The following is a 21,984-nucleotide window of genomic DNA, read 5'->3' as shown; positions in this document are numbered from 1 at the left end:
AAGCATATTAATATTATTGTAACAAAAAAGCAGAAAATCATTCTCCAAAGAATGGCTTTCTGCTTTTATAGTTTAACCCAAATAGCGATGATACAGACTTCTTGCTTTTGCCACGTCCTTTGTCCCATGAATCAACGCTCTGCCATCTGCAAAAACAACCAAGCGATGCTCGCTTGTACTAAAGGAAACCAAAAACGGATTCCGCTCTACTTTTCCTTCTACCAAAGAAGCAAATCTATCTGCTGTTTCTGCAAGATTCAGATGTGTTGGGTTTGCTGGTCTAATTTGAACGGTATCCCTACCGCACAAAACATCTGTCTTCTGCCGATGAGAGGCCGACAAATAGGGATACGTCGGTTGGCTGCCGCAAGAAGGACAGTTCTCCTTTTTAACGCTATCTACCGCTATTGCTACATACTCATTTTTCCACAAATCAAACGAAAGCAGCTTTCCTCTCAAATCTTCCGGATATCCACCAAGAAGTTTGAAAGCTTCCGTAGTTTGGTTAGCCGTGACCATCTGTACGGCCTGCGGAATAATCCCGGCGGTATCACAGGTTTCTCCACCAAACGGTACAGTTTCCAGCAGACAGTGAAGACAAGGCGTTTGACCCGGTAAGATGGTATAGGTTACACCATAGCTGCCCACACATCCCCCATAAATCCAAGGTATCCGATGCTTGAGTGCCATGTCGTTCATAAGAAGTCGGGTATCGAAATTATCGGTTGCATCCATCATGAGATCTACCCCCAAGATCAACTCTTCCAGTTCTTCCACCCCAACATCCAGTACATGTGCATGTATAACCGTTTCCGAATTAATATCCTTTAATCTTCGCTGAGCAGCTACTGCTTTGGGATATCTTTGCGCAGCATCACTTTCCTGAAAAAGCTGCTGGCGCTGCAAATTGCTCCATTCCACATAATCCCGGTCTACGAGGCTCACTGTACCTACGCCCCCGCGAACGAGCGTTTCCGCAATACCTGTACCTAACGCTCCGACACCTATGATTAGTACGTGGGAAGAAGCAAGCCGGCGTTGTCCCGTCGGTCCAAAGGGCGCGAATCTTTCCTGTCTGGAATAACGGTCACTTGGATGTGTTTCTCCTGCATCGGATTTGTCAGTTACCTTCATGCCTGAACCATACCTTCTGTCGGACTGCTTGCTGAAGCGTAACGTTTTACAGGAATCATCCCCGCCTCAAAACCATATCTTCCAGCACGAACAGCCAGTTTCATGGCCTCGGCCATTTTTACTGGGTCCTTCGCTCCTGATACGGCTGTGTTCAACAAAACAGCATCTGCCCCTAACTGCATCGCCATTGCCGCGTCACCGGGTGAGCGAATACCCGCATCGACAATAACCGGAACCTCCGCCTGTTCAATAATTAGCCCTAATGAAAACGGATTGAGCAAACCATGTCCTGTACCAATCGGTGAAGCTCCAGGCATAACGGCGTGTACTCCAAGCTCTTGTAGCCTCTTTGCTAGAATCACATCGTCCGATATGTAGGGCAGCACGATAAAGCCTTCTTCTAACAGCTTATCACTAGCTTTCAACGTTTCAAAAGGGTCAGGGAGCAGTGTCTTGCTATCCCCAATGACTTCCACCTTAATCATATCGCACAGGCCGGAGGCTTTTGCCAATTGGGCAATACGAATCGCCTCCTCTGCTGTTGTAGCCCCTGCTGTGTTGGGAAGAAGTGTATACCGGCTCAAATCCAGCATATCGAGAAAATGCTGCTTATCCCGTTCCTCCAAGTTCAATCTCCGTACAGCAAACGTCAATATTTCCGTCTCAGCAGCCTCTACGGCTTGGGATTGGATATCCAGATCAGAGAATTTTCCTGTTCCCAACAACAACCTCGAGGTAAAAGATGCTTTTCCAATGGTTAACATAATCAACCGCCTCCCACAAAATGTACAATTTCTAGGCAATCTCCATCCTTCAGTACCGCTTCATCATGATCTTCACGGCTCAATATATGCCGATTCAGCTCCACCACTACGGTTTTCACCTTTACATCAAGCTCATGTAGCAATTGATTCACATGAGTGATTCGATTAGAAAAGGTCATGCTCTGGCCGTTAATCGTCAGCTTCATAAGCTTTTCTCCTTGAGGAGCTCCGAAGAAAAACTACTTATCCCAAGTTCTGCTGCACCAGCTCCATTAAGCATAGCTGCCATCGCACGCCCGGTAGCATCACTCAGCAGGACACCGTTGCGATAATGCCCAACCGCAGCAAATACGCCCTCGACCCCAGGAACAGTACCTATAAAAGGATGGCCTGATGCAGCCTGCGGACGTAAGCCCGCCCAAGCGCGTATAAAAGAAGCTTCACGGACGCACGGCAGCCAGGCAGAGGCACGTGCCAGCAACCCCTCCAAGCCTCCTACGGTCACTTCTTCGTCATATTGATGCGGAAGGCTCGTTGCCCCAATCCAAAGCTCGTTATTCTGTTTAGGCACGAGGTAAATATCATCAGCATAAATGGTGTATTCTAATGGGTGATCCTTCAAGGAGACCGCTACCGCTTCGCCCTTGACCGAATAAAGTGGATATTCAAATCCAACCTGCGCCAGTAATTTCATGCTATCCAAGCCTCCAGCAATAATGACCTGATCGCAGGAAAAAAAGCCGCTATCTGTTCGGACACCGCAAACTCGACCATCCTGTATGACCAGTTGCTCTGCCCGTGTACCAGACCATACCGTTGCTCCCAGCACCGCAGCAGCACCTGCATAAGCACGACAAAGCTGGACAGGAGCCACTTGTGTCTCCTTTGAACGATATATTGCTCCGATCGCTTGTTCATCCAAACCTGGAATTCGTCGGGCCAATTCCCTCGCATCCCACCAGATAGGACAATCATCCTCTCGCGTTTTAGCAGCTTTCCAGCGTTTTTGGCCTTCAGTTTCCGTACGGAAAGGGGTCACAAATCCTTCTGTACGGAATTCCACCGAAATACCCGACAAACGCTCCAGATCACAAACAAGCTCAGGGAATGCATCTCGACTTCTGCGAGCAAATCGTGCCAGCTCAGAGTCGGTGAACTCTTCACTTTCCGCTGCCAGCATTCCAACCGCTGCTCCTGAGGCTCCCTCACCCGGGATCAATCGTTCCAGCATGATCGTACTTCTTCCCTCCTTGGCCACATGATAAGCAATGGAACTGCCGATGACACCTCCACCTATGACCAAGCATTCAGCATGTCCTATCGCTCTTGCCTCTGTGTGTATCTTTAGCATTTGTTCCGTGTCTCCTCTCCATAAACCATTCTGCTTTCAGCTTGCCTCTACTCTCGTTTTCTCGCTACAAGCTGTGAACTACAAGATCTGCCATTCGCCTATATTCCATCGCAGCTGCAACGGGCGACTCAGCCTCCCATATACCAGACATCACCGCAATTCCGCTTGCTCCGGCCATATAAAGCTCCGGGATATGGTGCGGTTGTATGCCGCCCAGCGCGATCACCGGAATGTTCGACAGCCTGCAAATATGTTCAAGCTGAGCTAAACCCCGCGGTACAATACCGGGCTTACAATGGGTCTCATATACGTGACCATAAAGTACATAGTCTGCTCCTGCCTGCTCGGCAGTCTGCGCCTCCTCCAAGGAATGCACAGACACTCCACAGCGTGTACTCTTTGAAAGTAGGCTTTTCACATCCACAACAGGTAATCCATTAGCTGGTAGCTGGACGGTTCCAACCAAAGTAAGTAAAGCTACATCCACACGATCATTTACTACAATTTGTTGCAAAGGAACTTCCTGCTCCACCATGCTGCGAGTCAAAGAAAGCAATGCAGAGGCACCATTCTGTTTTAAACGTGCGTGTACATAATGAACATACGGACAAATCATAGCAGCCACTCGGGCGGCTTGTGCAAAAGTGCCCTTTTCCATCGAAATTGCGTGTAATTCGATTTTGTCTTCACCTCACATTGGATTAAAGGATCTAAGCTTAGCAGCCACGTCTACCAGCAGTAATGAAAGGGGATTGTATGTGAATCCGTCTACGGAAGCTCGAACAACTTAAAATGAACGAAACGCAAAAAAACCACTTCCCCAAGGAAGTGGTTTAACGAACGTCCAATAATCGAACGGACCATGATATCCGTATACGTGTATCGTCCCACGCACAAACAAAATAAAGATGGTGTTGCCTTGTTTGTACGGCGCTCACTTCCCTACGCTGGCATAACCCAGATCAGGTGCAAAGGGTCCGAAATCCATTTATTCCGTCTCAGCCGCATGGGCGGCTCCCCTAGTGTGACTATTTTATTGTATAAGCTAAAGATAGCTTAGCATATTTTCCTAATTCTGCAAACCCCACTTCGTGTGAAATATGCAGAACTGGATTTAACTGATTTTAGTTAACTTTACTTGACCACTCTTCCACATTCCACGTTTTGGTTACCCAATCCTCGTAAAAGTCCGGTTCGTGAGATACAAGCAATACCGTCCCTTTGTATTCCTTCAAGGCACGTTTCAGCTCATCCTTTGCTTTAACATCCAAGTGGTTGGTAGGCTCATCGAACAATACCCAGTTGCTTTCACGCATTAACAGTTTGCAAAGACGGACTTTAGCCTGTTCTCCACCACTAAGCGCAGATAGCGGACGTGTGATATGCTCATTTTTCAAACCGCAGCGCGCCAAATGCGCTCGTACTTCATGCTGGTTCAAATGCGGAAATTCATTCCACACATCGTCAATCGGTGTAATTTTCTCCGCCTTTACTTCCTGCTCAAAATAAGCGGGCTGCAAAAAATCACCTTGATAGGTTTTTCCACTGATTGGCGGAATTTTTCCCAATATGGTTTTGAGCAATGTCGATTTACCGACACCGTTGTAGCCAACAATTGCAATTTTTTCGCCACGTTCAATCGTCATGGACATTTTAGGCAAAAGGGCATGTGTATAACCAATCTCAAAATCAATACCCTCAAATACCGTCTTTCCGCTTGCACGTGCCTCTTTGAACTGAAAGGTTGGTTTTGCGGCTTCTTCAGGCTTATCAATACGTTCGATCCGATCAAGCTGCTTTTCACGGCTCTTTGCTCGGCCTGAGGTAGAAGCACGCGCTTTATTGCGCTGAATAAAATCTTCCTGTTTCTTTATAAAGTCCTGTTGCTTCTCATAAGCATCAATATGCTGAGCTTTGTTCAGATCCGCCATTTCAAGAAACTTTTCATAGTTAGCTGAATAACGGGTCATCTTGGCAAATTCAAGATGGTAAATAACATTAACGACCTGGTTCATAAACTCAGTATCATGTGAAATAAGGATAAAAGCATAGGGATAATCCTTCAAATAGCGCGTAAGCCATTCAATATGCTCTACATCCAAGTAGTTGGTAGGCTCATCCAGCAGCAGGACATTCGGCTTTTCCAACAGCAATTTAGCAAGAAGCACCTTTGTCCGTTGCCCGCCGCTAAGTGCAGATACATCCCGATCCAGTCCTATGGCCGACAGACCTAGTCCATTCGCCATTTCTTCAACCTTCACATCAATGAGGTAAAAATCGCCCATATCCAGTTGCTCCTGAATTTCACCCATCTGTTCCAGCAACACTTCCAACTCTTCAGGAGAAGCATCCCCCATTTTGTCAGTAATCTGCATCATTTCCTTTTCCAATTCCAACAAAGGAAGAAAAGCGTCTTTTAATACATCACGTACCGTTTTGCCCGGTGTCAGCTTGGTGTGCTGATCCAGATAACCGTAACGTACACGTGGAGTCCATTCCACTTTACCCTCATCCTTAAGCAATTTTCCAGTGAGAATGTTCATGAGTGTCGATTTACCAACACCGTTAGCTCCTACCAAACCTACACGTTCCCCCGCAAGCAATCGAAAGGAAACATTTTTAAATAATGCGCGGTCCCCAAAGTTGTGGGATACATTTTCTACAGTCAATAAACTCATAAGCTGTTTTTGGCTCCTTATTGTCATCGGCGCTGCCGACTGTTCTTATTTCATATGCATTTCGTTTCTTTCAAAGCTTTATTGTAGCACATTCTACAACCATATCGGAATATTGAAAACAGTGAATTTTAAGGTTTTTTGGTATGGATCTGCCTAAAAAAACAAAAACCACCCATGAGGGTGATTATTTTAAGCCATTATAACATTTGTACTCAAAGTATCCCGCAGCTGCTGCAGATTTTTCATCCGTAAAACGTTCACTCGCTTTAAAGGGAGCTGGACATGAATCTCTATAAAAATATTTCATTCTAGTATCTGGTTCTATGCCACCGATAATGTCTTGCTTTCTGACGACTCTCCCACCACCAAATCCATAGTTATTGTAATACCTGTCTCCGACCGGAATGCCTTGGATAAACGCGATCAGACCCACATCATCTATCGTGTTGTACCACTCCTCTTGCGGAATGATCGGTAGTGTGAATGTATAGGATATGCCGTTACGTGCAGCTTTTTCGTTATGGACATTAATAATTCGCGCCAGGTCCTCTTGAACGCTGCCAACAATAGTGGAACGACGTATTTGCTCAAAAGTTTCTGAATTATTCAGTAAAGATATAGGAGTCTGATCCTGAAGTTCCTTTTGAAAGCCCTCCACCCACCTGTGATTCCGCGCATCGTATGCGTGCACATAATTATCCAAGCTGAACCCCACACTGTTGCCTACTGAATCAACAATAGCATATGGCTTTTTTTCGCTCCATTTGTGGGCAATAGCAGCTTGTCCACGCTCGTCTGTATAGGCTTCTGAAGTGAACGCATAATAACCGTCATAATCCAGAATTACAATGGCTGGTATATAATCCAATAATGCACGTTGTGCTACTATATCCTCATCAATGCCTACATTAAGAAAAAGGGTATGCAGGAACGTGTTCAGCGCTGCTTCTTTATCTACACGAAAAAACTTATCCGATCCGTATCCGGCCTCGCGTTCCTGACGTTCATTCTGTGAGAGCACGACCCCTGCATCCTGAACTGCGGTACGAAGAGCTGACGTATATTTCATTTCTAGCTGCTGCACTTCACGCTGATTCTGCACCCGTAAGTCACTAACTACACCAAAGGGCAAAAACAAAAGTATAAATATGACTGCAAAATCAGTAATCTTCATTCAGAACCATGCCCCCGTAAGAAGCTGTAACTGCCGGCTTGCCGCTATCTGCCCCACCGAGAAGCCATGATTTGTACAAGTTCGCAGGAGTCCGATTCGTATTATGTAACCGGACCGTAAAATAATCCCCGGCCATCAAGGTATACCGACGTGTCTGATCTGATTTTGGCTGCTGATTGTCAGGAAACAGTACAGGCAAGATTTGCGGATTATAGTACCCATCATAGACAGTTTCATAGTTGCCTAGGAAACTGTCTGGCTTCGCGGCATCCGCATAGTCCGGTACATACTTTTTGTGCATATGCTCCAAGTCAACTTCGTACGTATTGCCTGTCAGTTCCAGATCACGCATAAAATCGTTATACATCGTCGGTGTAATGTAACCTTTGGTTCTTACCATATCAACAAAACGTACAGTTGAATGATATGTATTTAACCCGGATATATCATCCTGCCGTTCAGCAGCTTGAACTGCGGGTACGATGTACAAAAGCAATACAGCGAGCAGCGTCCCCAACAACTTGGATATTGTTTGAACCACTTCAGTCTTCCCCCAATTTCTCAAAACGTACAGATGTTATGTCCCCATTCCCATTACGCTGTGGATACATGGAATATAAAGAGGAAGCATCCAGGGCAGATACATCAGGCTCAAATGGTTCAGAATACACATCGTACTCTGTCCCGTCGACTTGAACCGAAATCCCCTCCTGTAAGTTCATGCGAATTGCCTGTATGACCTGAGCTCCTTTAATCCGTTCCGGCAATTCCACCCGAGCAGTACGGGCTATTCGCCCTTCAGAATGCTCCTCTTGCTGTGATCTTAATTCCAGTGCACCATCCAGCTGGCTGGACAAGTTTGCTGCCGTTACACATGCGGTTATGAACAGAATAACTGACACACCAAGCCGCAGCATACTTGAAGCGTGATCAGACATACTCTCATCCCCCTTATGATTATTATCTTTGCTGTAGTGCTTAGGACTGGGTAAACAACAACCCACGGACAACGTTCGATTTGTCCTTTACGATTTCAGCCTTGAATTTGCCACTTGGATTTACGTATTCATTCTCTTTCTCATTAAGCGTATTCGTGATTTTCCCAGTCTTATCACTGCCACCATTCACTGCGCCATACTGTTCACTGTCTGGGCTAATGTTCAGAGCATTACCGTACCACTGGCCTGCCATATTTTTACCGGTTTTAATCTGAATGCCGAATTGGTCCTTCCCCTGAAACTTCCGTAGCGCGTTGGTCACCTGGGAACCGCTAATCGTTGTGCCGTCATATACCGTAAAAGAGGCTTGAGACAATTCGGTCTGGATATCAGCAAAATTGTTTTGTGCCGTTTTAGTCGCCTCCTGGGCTGAAATAAACAGTATAACTACAATCGTAATTAGAGCGATGGTCAAAAATATCCCAGCGGCTACCTTTAAAGCTGTTGATGCGTTATTCATATTTTTCTCTCCTCAGCTTGTTATTTTGTATTAGTCATAATAGAACTTTCTTACTGAATTTTTTGTATTTGCTCATAATAGTTATCCATTTGAACAAAACTCATGCCGATCAACGGAATCACCAAATATAAAAAGATAAGACCATACATCGGGGCAAAGCCAATCATCCTTCCCCAGATAGCCTTGCTGTCTATTATTTTTTCATACTCCTGTTTTCTTTGTTCGAAATAGTAAGACATATGGGATTCCAAATCATCAAAGGCCTCTCGAATCGTAATTTTACCCAAAGACAAATGGAGCTTGTCCACTAGACGCTGAAACTCCGGCAAAGGTGCCTCTTCTTTTAATAAGTTGAGAGCTGCCTCTGGCCCATGTTCATAATGAAGCAAACATTTTTGCAGAGGTCTTTTGAATATAACTGAAAATCTGTTCAGCCACTCCAATATTTCCTCGACAGACATTCGTTCCATAACCCGTAAAATGGAAATAACTGTTTGAAATTGATACACCTCGTGCCTCATATCCAACCGACGCATTTTTCGTTGCAAATATAATAAAAGCATAGGCATTTGATAGGCTACATACCCAAAAATCAAACTAATCAGTACTTCCCACCACTTGATGTATTCATCATTCCAATCTTTCAGCTTTTGGAGAATACGCCGAGTATTTGTGGATATCTGTTCAGGAGTAACAGTTCCATTGGCATTATGTTCTAAAGCAGCGTACGTTCGTTCGTATGTGCTGTCCGCTCTCATGTTCAGCAAATGCATGATTTTGCGATCAATCCCACTCTGCTTCAAAGCTTCTTTTTGCTCCATCGGACTTAAATGTCCAAACATTTGACCCGATTGTACCGGGGCGTGAAGGATATGCGTTTTCTCAGCTTCATGTAAAAAAAATATCGTACTAATACTGAGCACCAAACCTACGATAAAAAGAGCTATTCTGCGTATGTAGAGCCACTCCAGCTTTATCTCCGCACCACTTTCTTTTAATAGGCGGGTTATCTGGAAATAAGAAGATATATGCTGACGCGGAATTAAAGAATCCACCACATTACGGATGATGGGAAAACGGTATAGCTTCTGTTCCCAAACCCTCCGTCCTCTACCCGCACGATATCCTGTTTCATCGGTCTGTTGAAGCTTCTGTAACAGAAAATAAGATACGATTATCACAATATAAACGGACAATTTCGTGATATAACCCAATTTTCCCTGATAAAACTCATCCATGGATGGAAAGCTGGATCTCGCCCATGTCTCGATTGGGGTGGTAAAGAAAACAGGTGCCAGTGCGATCACGTTTAGACTTTTTAATAGATAGTCCAGTTTATTTCTTCGCAGCAACTCCAACTGGATTTCGCGTGCGAGACTGCCGAGCCCCTTCAAATAAATGGAGCCCCCCTCCTCAATCCGATCACCAAACTCCATTACCATATACGAGATACCGGCAAATGCTTTTAAAAATCGATTAGGAGCCGACTCATAGTATCTTTCCAATGCTTCGTGCGGATCAACATCTGTTAGCGCCTCATGGATGAGTCGTGCGTGTCTCCCAGCCTCTGCCTCCGCCAAATCGGTCGCTTCGGATATGGCTTCCTCCACCATACCGTGCTGATGGTAATAATGACGTACATTGGCGAATAATTCGATCATCTGTGCAAGTAGCCTTTTTTCCATCCGGCTAATGGCCATATCCAAAATAAGACTGTTGATTACCACTCCGCATAAAACGGCCAATATAGCAAACTCTATTCCTGGCTTCATCATGACCAGTACAACGCCACTGCAAGCAAAAGCCCCCCAGATGAACAGTGTCATCTTCATAGTCTGTAGGCGAAGCTTGTACTCATCGTAGGCATGCTGACCAGCTAGTCGCTTACGTACACTCGTGATGTAGCCAGATAAGAAAGGGACCTTCATACATAGCGTGTACAACTTATGCAGTAAGGCTTGCAGCTCACGTTGCAGTACCGCTTTTCCCTTACGTCCTTCCTGCACAGAATAAATTCGTCCTCTGCGAACTGCATGACTACTACGCTTATGCAACCCCCACAAAACTATATATAGAAGCGCAAAGCTTCCACCTGATATAAGTAAAATCCATAATGAAATTTCTTTAAGACTCATAGTCTTCCTCCCAATAGCGGGTCAAAAAACTGCGGAAATCTCTGGCATCCTTTACATTCATCTGCTCACACATTTCTTTTGCACTTTTGGCTGTTAAGGGCTCCATCGGTATATAGCTTCCGTTCCGATATTCCATAACGTGGCGATAACTGTAGCTCAATGAAGCATTGGAGCCTGCATCCGTACGATCCGGGTCACACGGCACACATTCTGTGATCCGTTCGATGTAGCGTCGCCCCTCCGCATCACGTTTGAGATGCACATCAAAGTTAATGACATGAACTACCTGTTCCTCAGCGATGCCTTCATGCTGAAATACTCCTGTTTTGAGCAATGAATTACGAAGTGAAAACACGAGATCACGAAATGTTTTGGCATGATGAGTAAAAATGGTGAACAGACTGGCAACCTGCGACATTTGAATCATCCAAGCAGCTACTTCATCACTTGCTACTTCGCCTAGGATATTGACGGTTCCATCTGTTTTTTTCTGCAAGTCAAGCCCTTGTTGTCCTGAAATATGGTCCGTTTCTCGAAAGGTAAGAATGTTACGGCGACTGTAAATGCTGCGCAGATGCAGTTCAAAGGCCATTTCCTGAACACGAAGCGTATACGAAGCATAAATATGCTTGACCATCGCCATTAACAACGTCGTCTTACCTGAACCCTGCGCGCCTGTAATAGCAGTAATCCGGCTGCCTTTCATTAAATAAGAAAGTAGTTGGATTGGAAAATCAGCATTCTGTCCCTTAATTAACTGTTCCAGCGATGCGCTTTGAATATCGAATTTACGAACAAAGAAAGCCCACGATTCTGAGAAAGGAGGGCGCACCACCACTACCCGTGACCCATCCTTCATTTCGTTGACCTTATAACCATTCGCTTCGGAAAGCTGGCCCGGGTAATTGTATTTGTAAATATTTTGGCACACCCTTTTAAGTTCACGCTCAGATCCGAAGGAAAGGAACGAAAGATGGATCGTTTTACCTTTATAAAAAATCCACACGCTCTCATAACCATTGGCAGTAGACGCAGATGTTTGTTCAAATGCATACCCATCCGAAGGCCAGTCTGATGATGCAGGAATCCCACCTTCCGGCATACCACTGACACCCCCACTTACACCGTCGATCCGCTGGTCACGAATATCATCAATGACGGAAAAGCCTTTGTAATGCTGATAAATGCGCTGGACAATAATATCCACTTTCTCCAAAAAGGAAAGAGGGCGGTACTCACAGTCATAGATATAACGAATATCCTCTGCGGTAACGAGATAACTTCCATCTTCTTCACCTTGCTGTGAATACCTCATTTCGGCCAAGTCATAAGTATCCAATAAACGTGATAGTGCATCAGCGCCAAACTTCTGCTGGTATTGGTAAAATATAATTTCGAATTGATCCTGTATGCTAAACAACTCAGGTCTGGAGAATGGCATAACAGTATCGACGATTTTCTCGTTCAAGCCGTAACCGTTAATCAGAAGCTCAGCCATCAGATTTTTAACAAAACGTTTATCTCCAATGCTGCCATTGGCACAGTCCTTTAACGCCCTGCGTAGTTCCGCCCTTTGATGGATACGCCGTCTATATTCCTCTTCATGCAATCCGGCATCCGCCATCTGGCTATGACTCAGTTCATGAAGTGCATTTTTGATATACTCTATTAATGTTTCGAATGTGGCATCTTCGTTCTTTTTTTCTACCCGAAGGGTTGAATGTCGCGAGTGAAGATTCCCTCGATATTTAACAATAATCAGTACGATGCACATCAGTACTATGCAGGTAAGAATCAATCCGTTGATCATTTGAGCGGACAGCATTTAAGCGCCCCTCTCCAAAGCCTTGAGTCGAAGATCGGACTCTGACGCCTCCAGAATAGCTTTGCTGATATGTCGTATACTCTGCGCCCATCCTACGGGCATAAAAAGCTTGCGATGCTGCTCTTTTCCACTTCGTACCTCACGTTGCACATGGCCGATCACATCCCTGCGGTTCCATGCGTCCATAAATCCGGTGCTATAAGGGACTGTATACAAAGCACCTTTGTAGCCATATCTCCTGCGAATATTCGTTTCATTCACTTGAGAATGCACATCATATTTCCCAAGTACTATTAATAAGGGCAATGATGAGTAGGTAGATAACGGAGACACGGATTCAAAATAAGCATCTAATTCTCGCATATTCTGAGTGAGTGAAAGAACGGCCAGTTTGGCTTGTGCACATGCTTCATGCTGTACAGCCCCCCACCCTGCTCCACTTCCTGCATCAATCAGCGTTAAATCATAATATTGATTCGCTGTATCTATTACTGCCCGTACAAGCCCTGGAGATAGTAACGGCGGTGCAGCTCCAAAGGTGGAGGTTCCCTCAAGTACATCCAAAGTATGTTCGAGTACAGGTGTCGTATAATTACGAATATTTTCTTTAGACAGTGTCCCTCGCAGAACCAAACGTGCGGCAGCATCCCAGCCCCCTTCCTGAAGCTGTAGGGTTGGATCGTCCATACCATACTCTTGTATAGGTAATCCTGATTCAATACCGGTATATCTACGACCTAAATGTGTCAATAATAGTCTTCCTCTATATAGATTCCCTATGGTAATTGCTATTGCTGCCGCCAAAGAGCTACTTCCACTAGCCCCCTTAATGGGGCTCCAAAACAAAATGGTACTCATGCCCTACTCCTTTCCGCACGCTTTAGCGCACGACGACTCACTTTTAATTCCCAACTCATCCATTCCCCAATACAACGGCATAATTCTTTCTTATACATTCTGGATAGCGGTTTTAGTAGTAGCTGTTTTTTATGCTCATTTTCCAGTTTCAGAGCAAGCAGCCCCTCATCCCATGGCAGAACATATGGCTCTTGCTGCCAAGAAGCCGGGAAATGGTTCATGTATTCCCACAGATACGGCTCCTCCACACCACAATCCACAGCCTGTAAAAATAGCTTGTGAAATACAAGATCTTTGGGGAATTCGGGTTGACTGAATAAATGCTCAAGCCAATTCTGTCCGTTGTGCATTAGCATACGGCTATAATCACTGACCCAAACTCGCAGTTCTGCCCCTTTCCAAACAGAAATTGGACAAAAATCAGGTAACTCTACATCCAAAATAACAATGTCATAAGCCTGCTCCGCCTTTTGATCAGTCATCATAACGGTATGCAGGTCTTCCCATGCTGTAAATCCAATTGCTACATCAAAACCACTAAACTGCGTAATGGGAAGTGGTTTGTCGAGCATCCCTATGCTATACCGATACTGTCCCCGCAGCGTAGCATCCACAAGCAGTACCTGTTGGCCGGAAGCTGCTAATATACTGCTGATATATAACAAGGTATCGCTTTTGTCACAAAGCCCGGCAAATATCCATGTTTTCATACTTCCGTTCCTTTTCTCTCATTTATTTGGCATACGGATCAGAGCTTTCGCCCTGCGTCAGAATCTTTGTTTGTTCTTGATGATCCTGCTCGTTCTCATATTCATTTCTTGTATCATCTATCCCGCTTGCTGGGTTTTCTATAGTAGCACCCGCATGCTGGGCTACAATTTCCTCACTCAAACTTCTTTCCACGGGTGTTGAAATCACATTGTTTGACGCATTAATTGCATTTTCAAGCGAATCCCGCAGCTGCTTGGACAGCTTTTGTTCAGCCACGCGTATCAAATTCGGATCACTATTCATTAACGCTAACACCTGCGCATTAGGCGGATAGGTCGGGATTGCCTTGGGCTGAAATTGGGGATCGACATATGTCAGGGCATAGATAGATGCTTTATGCAGATAAGCATCAACAATCGCACTCGAAAGCGATAATATTTCCTGCTCATTCAAAGTGACCCAGACAATTGGACCTTCCAGTCGAGAAATCTTCTTCTTAGATAATAGAATGTAATCCTGCCCTGTTGGAAATTGAATGCGGATATCCACTTCGTCACCCGACTTGAGGCTGTTGGGCAATACTACCACCTTTAGCTCACGGTTGCGTAAATCTTTAGGTGTGGGCTCATCAGCAGTAACCATGGCCGATGTAAGCACAGATCCCTTTTTTAGCTCAATCTTGGCTGTGGTACCGGAAACTTCACTTTTATCTGTCAGCAAATTTGATGGGGCCTGAGAACCGGGAACTTTAATTCCCTTCAAATCATTAGATGCAATCTGTTCGCCTGGGGAAATGTCACGGACAACCGCCCAACCTTTTTTCGCGGTTCGTTGCTCTTGTTCATACACTTTCCATTTCTGCTCTGCCTCTACTTCAGCCTGTTTCCTGACCTCATCCATTTTGTGGATATTAATCATAAGGTAGCCAGCAAAGATAGTGCCAATAATCCCTGCGCCAATACAACCGGCGTATAGCTTTTGTTTACTGCTTTTTCTTAGCTTGGACACACAACTTCTCCCCTGCCTCTTTTTGATATATACCGTTCTATTTAGCGCTGTCGTTTAAGGAATCCGAAGCGTTTTTTCCGGGTATCTGGAATGACTCCGCGAAACAGCTCGTCCAGCACCTGATCCACCTCATCATCTCGTTCAAAGGGGTCTGAGTGGAACGGTAAAGCAAATACTTTATCGTGATCCAGCTCCTTACGAAGCCTGCGAACCGCCTCCGAGGTTGCCAATGGCAAGCAGTAATTCCATTTATGCTGTGGGTGGCGCTGAAGAGATCGGGCTAGCCCTGCTATATCCTGAACTCTCCATTCGGCCCCTGAGCCAACGACAAGCGGATAATCGGCTCTCAAGAATTCTTCCAGTCGTTCATTGTCCTGCCCACTCCCCAGGTCCAGTACGATAAATCTATAGGAACCACCCAACAAAGAAATGACATCCGCACGAGATGTTTGCCGCCAGTAGTGTACTCCATCAACTTCAAAACGCCGACTTGAACTCGATTGTCCAACGGATGTGCCTTCTACGACTTCTTGAAGTCGGGCAAATGCTTTGGTTGTGCTGTGCAGCTCAACCAAAGCTACGGAGCGGGACCTTCGAGCCAGATAGTGGCTCACCGCAATTGCTGTATGAGTAGCACCGGAGCCGGCCGAGACACCCAATACAGCCACTACCCTTGTACCTGCATAATCCATTGAGGCATCATTAACGGATATTCCTTGTTGAGCAGGCTGAAAATCCGCACTGTGCCGCAGTTCTCCAATGACCTCCCCGGCAGATTGAAATCGTTCCTCAGGATGCTGACGCAGCAGTTTTCGAATCACCGGGATCAATTGGCGGGGCAATTCTCCGCGAATATACCCTTCTACTCCCGCAGTCCACTCGCTATATTTGCCTCCTGTACATAGATACAATAGCAGCGCTCCCAAACTGTATAAGTCTGAACGAGCATCCGTCTGACCTGCTCCATATTGCTCCGGGGCAGCGAAGCCCACTGTGCCCAGCTTTACCGTATCTTGATCCAGTTCAGCCTTATAGCTCCTCGCTATTCCAAAATCAATCAGTATAAATTCCATTTCCGGTGTCAGCATAATATTCGTCGGTTTCAGATCTCGGTAAATGACTGGCGGTTGACGGGTATGCAAATAATCCAACACATCCAGTACCTGCAAAGCGAATGGGACGATTTGCTCCTGTGGAATATAGCCTTGATAGCCCTTCATGTATGCTTCCAGCGTAATTCCTTCGATGTAATCCATGACCAGGTATACCGCACCAGATCGAGGATGCTCAAAAAAATCAACAATTCTCGGTAAACGTGGATGACTCAGCGAAATCAGCATCTCTGCCTCCGTACGTACAAGCTTCATCACTTGTGGCCCGGCAACCGACTCCTTCACCGCCCATTGCTTGCCTGGCAGTTTTAAATCCTCTGCCATGAACACGTGGCTCATTCCTCCCGAACCCAATGTGCGGACAATACGGTAACGCTCACCGACAATGGATCCGAATTCCAACTGTGATGGTTGCTTCATTATTCTCCTACCTCCTTTCTAAAGCAGACAACGCAAAAAAGGGAAAGCTGCCGCAAAATCAAATTTCCATGTCGCCATGAAAACCGTTTTCGCGGGATGCTTTCCCTTGATTTAAACATGATTATTATTTTTAAGGAACAATTTGGATTTATTATATAGCACACCTGTATCTATTGTAAAGTATTATTTTCCATACTTGATCATGTACAGGGTAATTTCATCTCGGTTATGGAATAGCTGCTTAGCACGCTGAATCTGCATGCCGGACTCCTCAAATGAAGCAATTACATCATGAATGAGCGCCAAGGGCTTTTTATGCATTAGCTTGACCGTAACGATAGCAGTACCACCACTTCGCAAACTATATAGTAAATCAGTAACGAGCCTTGCCATTTGCTTAGGACTCCAGCTCATATCACAAACCAGCAGATCGAACGAATTCTCTTTAAATTTGACTTCACTTGCATTTTTACGCAAAAAAGTCAGATTGGCGTACTTCATCAGTGATGGCTCCATCTTTGCCGGATCAACCGCTGTAACTTTCAGTCCCCGCTCCAGTAAGAAGGAAGTCCATCCACCCGGTGCTGCCCCAATATCCAGTCCCTGACGGAAAGCGCCAAAATCTATGCCGAACGTTGCTTCTGCTTCCAATAGCTTGAATTTGGCACGAGAAATTTGTCCATCTTCTTTTTGAAAACGAACCGCGCCTCCGCTCCAATCCGATAGGTTATCCTCAGGACGTGATACACCTGCATACCACGTATCTGTATCTGCAAAAACGGACACAATAAGATCGGCGCCTTGTACTGTCTGCTCCATAGGTAGATCACTTATTTGTTCACTCAAAGCCTGCTTGAGCGCACCTGCGCTTTCAGTCCAACTGCTATTAGATCCTTTGCGCACTTGTAAAGAAACACGTTGATCCATCAGTTCCTTGCGGTTACGGATGAATGCAACCAGCCGTTCCTGCACCTGAACCAGGTCCGTTCCTTCTTCCTGAAAATGAACAGGAAACAAGTGACGTAAAAACATCGGCGGCTGAGCTGTAATTGTCCTCACTGCCTCAATTTCTTCCGCAGGTAATGTAGCCAAAAAAATTTCACCAGGTAAAAGCATCGTGCTTTTTACAGAGCCAAATAATCTTCTAAGCTCCTCTTGAGCATAGGGTGCAAAACCGTGATTGGCAGTACAAACAAATCTTGATGATGACAAAGTAGATTCACTTTGTTCATCTGTACTCATATATAGTTCCTCCAAAATAACATTACCCTCCAGTGCACACCCGAATCCAGGGACGTTCTCCATCCCAATCCAGCTCAACCGGAACTTCATATGTGTGCATAATCAATTCTTTCGTTAAAACTTCTTTTTTCGGTCCAGCTGCTGCGACCTTACCATCACGAATCAATGCAACATGCGTAAAGAGGGGGACAATCTCCTCAATGTGGTGAGTCACATAAACCACTGATAAGTCTCGCTTGCGGAGCCGATCAATCTCGACCAGCATTTTTTCCCGCTCAAATAGATCCAACCCGGCACAAGGCTCGTCCATAATTAGCAGACGAGGTTCTGCCATCAGTGAGCGGGCCAGCATCACCTTTTTACGTTCTCCTTGAGATAACGTCCCCAGTGGGTGATGAATCAAGTCGCCTAAATTCATACCCTCCAGCAAAGATATGGCCTTTTCTTTTGCCTCTGTCGGAATTTCCTGATAAAAGCGCAAAAAAGCATACGCACCTGTAGCGACCACTTCCCAAACGGGATCTTTTAGCGCCAGCTTTTCCAACAAGGTCTGGCTGATATATCCGATTTGCTTGCGAACTTCCCGCACATCACATTGACCATACATTTGCCCAAGCACTTCAACCGTTCCATGACTTGGAAACATATATCCTGTCATCATTTCCAGCAATGTTGTTTTACCGGAACCATTGCGACCCAGAATAGCCCAATGTTCACCTTCTCGTATGTCCAGGCTTACATCGTCCAAAATCCGTCTTTCTTCCCGCTGCAACGTAATGCTCTTCATGGATATCATTCCATCACGCTCCTTATTTTGCTCAGCAAGTGTTCTACAGATTCCATTTTGTAGATGATTTCAGGATTTTTGTTTTCACCATTATATATAAGAAGCGCGGGAACGCTGGATATCCGGTACTCCTGTACCAGTTCAGGAATATAGTTAATGTTGCTCTGCACCACTGCTTCTTCAGGGAGCAAATGCTCTGCTACCTCCAGCATTTTACGGGCAGCCGCGCATGTTCCGCACATGGGAGTGTACACAAACAAAGCCAGCTTGCATCCCTCCCATATGGCACGGCACGCCTCTTTTTGTCCGATCTCTTTCATCGTTCAGACCCTTTTCTGATCTCTCGCATACGCTCTTCGGGTATGGGCCCGTTATGTACGGTGACTCCCTCTGGCTTATTCGCATAGAGTAGCTCATACATGGCTCGCCGCCCCTCTGGACTGGACGAATGCAAGTAAATTTCACGTGGATATAGCCGTTTCTCTGCGATAGCAGCAGCCACATCCTTTCCCGTAGGCTGACCTGGACCCAAATCATAATCTAGCGATAGTATCGAAATAGGGTATTCATGAAGCAGCAGCAGACACTCATCCGCATCTCTTGCCAGCTTAAAGCCCGGAGGACAAGGCCGATAATCGTCCATAAACAAATACATCAACTTCTCCTCCTTTTTCCATATATGCAAGCTCACAAGCCTCAAAGATAGTTATTATCAATCAGACCAATTTACTCCCAGCTTAGAATCATTTGAATATCCTCCTGATGTGTCCCATCAGGTCCCGTCTCACTCTCCAAAACGATAGGAATCCCTCTTACAGCCTCCTGATCTGTCATCCAATGCATGCCCTCAGTACCAATGTAGCCTTGTCCCACACGGGCATGTCTGTCTTTTTTAGAGCCATATGGGTATTTAGAATCGTTCAAATGAACTCCACACAGAGCTGACCAATAGCCGAGACGATTCCCTTTTTCGATCAAAGCCTCGTCCATTCCACCGTTCCACAATCCCGCTGCATATGCATGACAAGTGTCTAAGCAAAAGCCGATACTGTCAGGATATCGGCACAACTGACGAATCTGCACCATTTCCTCAAGCGTGGTTCCCATGGGTCCATGATCTCCCGCCTGATTTTCGATCAATATTTTAGCATTTCCCTGCCAGCCTTCCAGCACATCATTAAAACAGTTAATGATATTACGGTAGCCCTCTAGAGGGTCTAACGAATGCATATGACCAAAATGAACGACAATCCCTTTTGACCCACAGGCTTCAGCAATATCCAGATCATTGCGTAATGAAGCAATCGTCAGCTCATAAAGTTCCTGACCACGCTCGGACCCATGAGCTGGATTAACGGGATATGGTGAATGAGCAATGGATTGAAGCTGGTGCTCTAAACAGTAAGCGTTGCAAGTAGCAGCATCAGTAGCACTCCATTCCTTCAGCCTAAGACTACGAGGATTTTTCGGGAAATATTGAAATGAACGTCCCCCCTGCTCTCGCGCACGCATAGCGGCTTTGGAAAAGCCACCACGCGTACTCACATGGGAGCCGATGAGCAATTTAGGCATCATGCTGCTGTACCGGGCAATAAAATGCTTTTTTCCCCGCCAGTTCAACCCTTACAATTTTCCCGCCACTTGGAGATTCTTCTCCTTCGCGGTCATATACTCGACACTGATGATCAAATCCACCTGTTAGCGTGTCCCCCTCCATTAGAGGCATTTCCATGTACCCGCCTTCCGCTGTAGCTTCACGTAGTACGGATTGAGTGGCATGATATAGCTTTTCCACTTTTTCTGGCGACTGCACAATGTTCTGTACTTTGGAACCCGGTGTAAATCCGGCGATATAAGCAATTTCGTCTGAATAACAATTGCCAATACCCGAAAAAATCTGCTGATTCACCAGCGTTGTTTTCAAAATCCCCCGGCGTCCCTTCAGCCGTGCTGTAAACTTTTCCAACGTCATGCGACGGTCTAACGGATCAGGTCCCAGGTCTGACAAAGCTTCTTCTGTTTCTTTAGCCGTTAGCAGGTGCAGATAACCTAAGCGCAGTCCGATAAAATAAAGTTTTACTCCACTAAAATCTAATTCGATTTGAACTGTACGATCTGGACGCTGCTCCTCCGTTCCCAGATATAACAGTCCTCCGAGCATCAGATGAAGTACGAGCCGCCCGCCCGTGTTTAAATGAAAAATCAAATGCTTGCCTCGACGCTCTAAGTATACAACGGTCGTTCCCAGCAATTGCTTCTCAAACGTTTCCACTTCAGTATTAATGGACTTTTCACGGCTAACCGTAACTCCAGTAATCGGAATGTCCAAAATTTGTTTTGATAATAAGATTCTGTAGTTTTCCATTTCAGGAAGTTCCGGCATAAAACATCTTTCCTTTCGTAGCTACATAGCTTTTAATTCTCGCAAGTTTTGTAAGACATATACTTTCTATTATTTCAGCTCTTCTTTCATCCAGTCCTGCAGTTCAGCGAGATTGTCAAACATCAGGTCAGGTTTCACTCCAACGGTACGCACATGCTCGTCCATATTAGCGCGGGTCGTCACGCCCGACAGGATCAGAGCTGTTTTACAACCTGCTGCTGCACCTGCCGCAATATCTGTAAGCATATTATCGCCCACAACCAGAGCTTCATCCGCCCTAATGTTTAAGCGGTTCAGCGCATAGTTCATCAATACGCTTGAAGGCTTGCCGATGACAATAGGCTTTACCTGTGAAGCCGCTTCAATTGCAGCTCCAATCGTACCTGCACCTGGCGTTAGCCCATCATGTGAAGGCAATTGGAGATCCGGGTTTGTCAAAATAAAAGTTGCTCCTTCCCGAATCCAGCGCATGGCAGCGGCCAGCGCATCATATGTAAATTGACGATCTATCCCCTGCACCACATAATCAGGATGGTTCTCAACAAGCTGCAAACCGGCTCCTGTGAGTGCATCGCGTAATCCTGTTTCACCAATACAATATACACGAGCTCCAGGACTTTGCTGTGCAACATATTGTGCAGCTGCTAACGCCGAAGTATAGACTTCATGGCTGGCCGCTTCAATTCCCATACCAACCAAATGCTCAGCCACCGAATCGGGTGTACGTGAAGCATTGTTTGTAACATAAGCATAAGGTATCTGGTCTGTACGCAATCGGGATATGAACAGATCCGCACCCTTGATCATCCGATTTCCATGATAAAGTGTTCCATCCAGATCAATTAGTAACGATTTTATCGCAATCCCCTCCCCTACTTCAAATCCATTCACATCATAGCATTAAAAACTATAATTCATCCCATGAACGATGTTCTCCTTCTTAT

General features: G+C 45.5%; 23 protein-coding genes and 1 riboswitch. All 23 genes read right to left on the bottom strand.

Features of this window, described 5'->3' with window-relative positions; all coding sequences use genetic code 11:
- Positions 1-72: 72 nt before the first annotated feature.
- The gene (locus tag WA407_RS08140; protein ID WP_336077104.1) at positions 73-1,134 is read right to left on the bottom strand and encodes a ThiF family adenylyltransferase; all 1,062 of its coding nucleotides are present in this window, start codon (positions 1,132-1,134) and stop codon (positions 73-75) included.
- Complete coding sequence (locus WA407_RS08135) at positions 1,131-1,898, bottom strand: thiazole synthase (protein WP_254328492.1); 768 nt, start codon at positions 1,896-1,898, stop codon at positions 1,131-1,133. Before WA407_RS08135 ends, WA407_RS08140 begins: the two co-directional genes overlap by 4 nt.
- 2 nt (positions 1,899-1,900) lie before the next feature.
- On the bottom strand, positions 1,901-2,104 hold the full coding sequence (gene thiS / locus WA407_RS08130) for a sulfur carrier protein ThiS (protein WP_061831499.1): 204 nt from the start codon (positions 2,102-2,104) through the stop codon (positions 1,901-1,903).
- On the bottom strand, positions 2,101-3,249 hold the full coding sequence (gene thiO / locus WA407_RS08125; protein ID WP_336077103.1) for a glycine oxidase ThiO: 1,149 nt from the start codon (positions 3,247-3,249) through the stop codon (positions 2,101-2,103). Before thiO ends, thiS begins: the two co-directional genes overlap by 4 nt.
- A gap of 64 nt (positions 3,250-3,313) precedes the next feature.
- Entirely contained in the window at positions 3,314-3,907 is a 594-nt protein-coding gene (locus WA407_RS08120) for a thiamine phosphate synthase (protein ID WP_061831501.1), read from the bottom strand.
- 264 nt (positions 3,908-4,171) lie between these two features.
- Positions 4,172-4,280: riboswitch (TPP riboswitch) on the bottom strand.
- A gap of 93 nt (positions 4,281-4,373) precedes the next feature.
- On the bottom strand, positions 4,374-5,927 hold the full coding sequence (locus WA407_RS08115; protein WP_023988981.1) for an ABC-F family ATP-binding cassette domain-containing protein: 1,554 nt from the start codon (positions 5,925-5,927) through the stop codon (positions 4,374-4,376).
- Between the two features lie 184 nt (positions 5,928-6,111).
- The gene (locus WA407_RS08110) at positions 6,112-7,101 is read right to left on the bottom strand and encodes a hypothetical protein (RefSeq protein WP_336077102.1); all 990 of its coding nucleotides are present in this window, start codon (positions 7,099-7,101) and stop codon (positions 6,112-6,114) included.
- Entirely contained in the window at positions 7,088-7,642 is a 555-nt protein-coding gene (locus WA407_RS08105) for a hypothetical protein (RefSeq protein WP_322160835.1), read from the bottom strand. Before WA407_RS08105 ends, WA407_RS08110 begins: the two co-directional genes overlap by 14 nt.
- Before the next feature lies 1 nt (position 7,643).
- Positions 7,644-8,039, bottom strand: coding sequence for a hypothetical protein (locus tag WA407_RS08100; protein WP_336077101.1), 396 nt, complete (start codon positions 8,037-8,039; stop codon positions 7,644-7,646).
- 40 nt (positions 8,040-8,079) lie between these two features.
- Positions 8,080-8,559, bottom strand: coding sequence for a hypothetical protein (locus WA407_RS08095; RefSeq protein WP_023988985.1), 480 nt, complete (start codon positions 8,557-8,559; stop codon positions 8,080-8,082).
- Positions 8,560-8,609: 50 nt separating this feature from the next.
- Positions 8,610-10,694, bottom strand: a complete 2,085-nt coding sequence (locus WA407_RS08090) for a hypothetical protein (RefSeq protein ID WP_336077099.1) — start codon at positions 10,692-10,694, stop codon at positions 8,610-8,612.
- On the bottom strand, positions 10,684-12,519 hold the full coding sequence (locus WA407_RS08085; protein WP_235309672.1) for an ATPase, T2SS/T4P/T4SS family: 1,836 nt from the start codon (positions 12,517-12,519) through the stop codon (positions 10,684-10,686). The genes WA407_RS08090 and WA407_RS08085 overlap by 11 nt, the downstream gene beginning before the upstream one ends.
- Positions 12,520-13,377, bottom strand: a complete 858-nt coding sequence (locus tag WA407_RS08080; protein WP_336077098.1) for a hypothetical protein — start codon at positions 13,375-13,377, stop codon at positions 12,520-12,522. It abuts the gene before it with no gap.
- Complete coding sequence (locus tag WA407_RS08075; RefSeq protein ID WP_061831508.1) at positions 13,374-14,087, bottom strand: hypothetical protein; 714 nt, start codon at positions 14,085-14,087, stop codon at positions 13,374-13,376. Before WA407_RS08075 ends, WA407_RS08080 begins: the two co-directional genes overlap by 4 nt.
- 22 nt (positions 14,088-14,109) lie before the next feature.
- Entirely contained in the window at positions 14,110-15,096 is a 987-nt protein-coding gene (locus WA407_RS08070; RefSeq protein ID WP_254328484.1) for an SAF domain-containing protein, read from the bottom strand.
- Positions 15,097-15,137: 41 nt separating this feature from the next.
- Positions 15,138-16,631: a serine/threonine-protein kinase gene (locus WA407_RS08065; RefSeq protein WP_336077213.1), complete on the bottom strand. Its 1,494-nt coding sequence runs from the start codon at positions 16,629-16,631 to the stop codon at positions 15,138-15,140.
- Between the two features lie 180 nt (positions 16,632-16,811).
- Positions 16,812-17,870 carry an SAM-dependent methyltransferase gene (locus WA407_RS08060; protein WP_061831511.1) on the bottom strand — a complete coding sequence of 353 codons (1,059 nt, stop codon included), beginning with the start codon at positions 17,868-17,870 and terminating at the stop codon, positions 16,812-16,814.
- A 22-nt stretch (positions 17,871-17,892) separates the two neighbouring features.
- The gene (locus tag WA407_RS08055; RefSeq protein ID WP_250261194.1) at positions 17,893-18,666 is read right to left on the bottom strand and encodes an ABC transporter ATP-binding protein; all 774 of its coding nucleotides are present in this window, start codon (positions 18,664-18,666) and stop codon (positions 17,893-17,895) included.
- The gene (locus WA407_RS08050) at positions 18,663-18,977 is read right to left on the bottom strand and encodes a thioredoxin family protein (RefSeq protein WP_336077097.1); all 315 of its coding nucleotides are present in this window, start codon (positions 18,975-18,977) and stop codon (positions 18,663-18,665) included. Before WA407_RS08050 ends, WA407_RS08055 begins: the two co-directional genes overlap by 4 nt.
- Entirely contained in the window at positions 18,974-19,312 is a 339-nt protein-coding gene (locus WA407_RS08045; protein ID WP_235309667.1) for a cyclic-phosphate processing receiver domain-containing protein, read from the bottom strand. Before WA407_RS08045 ends, WA407_RS08050 begins: the two co-directional genes overlap by 4 nt.
- Positions 19,313-19,383: 71 nt before the next feature.
- The gene (locus tag WA407_RS08040; RefSeq protein ID WP_336077212.1) at positions 19,384-20,232 is read right to left on the bottom strand and encodes a deoxyribonuclease IV; all 849 of its coding nucleotides are present in this window, start codon (positions 20,230-20,232) and stop codon (positions 19,384-19,386) included.
- Complete coding sequence (locus WA407_RS08035; RefSeq protein ID WP_061831515.1) at positions 20,222-21,040, bottom strand: Fpg/Nei family DNA glycosylase; 819 nt, start codon at positions 21,038-21,040, stop codon at positions 20,222-20,224. Before WA407_RS08035 ends, WA407_RS08040 begins: the two co-directional genes overlap by 11 nt.
- A gap of 69 nt (positions 21,041-21,109) precedes the next feature.
- A complete protein-coding gene (locus WA407_RS08030) occupies positions 21,110-21,931 on the bottom strand; it encodes a TIGR01457 family HAD-type hydrolase (RefSeq protein ID WP_235309666.1) in 822 nt (273 codons plus the stop codon).
- Between the last annotated feature and the right edge of the window lie 53 nt (positions 21,932-21,984).

Origin of the sequence: Paenibacillus sp. 203 (assembly GCF_037027525.1) — a bacterium.
In the GTDB taxonomy this organism is placed as follows: Bacteria; Bacillota; Bacilli; order Paenibacillales; family Paenibacillaceae; genus Paenibacillus; species Paenibacillus polymyxa_B.
The sequence above is the reverse complement of the archived record's forward strand: the minus strand, read 5'-3'. Positions and strand labels throughout refer to the sequence as shown.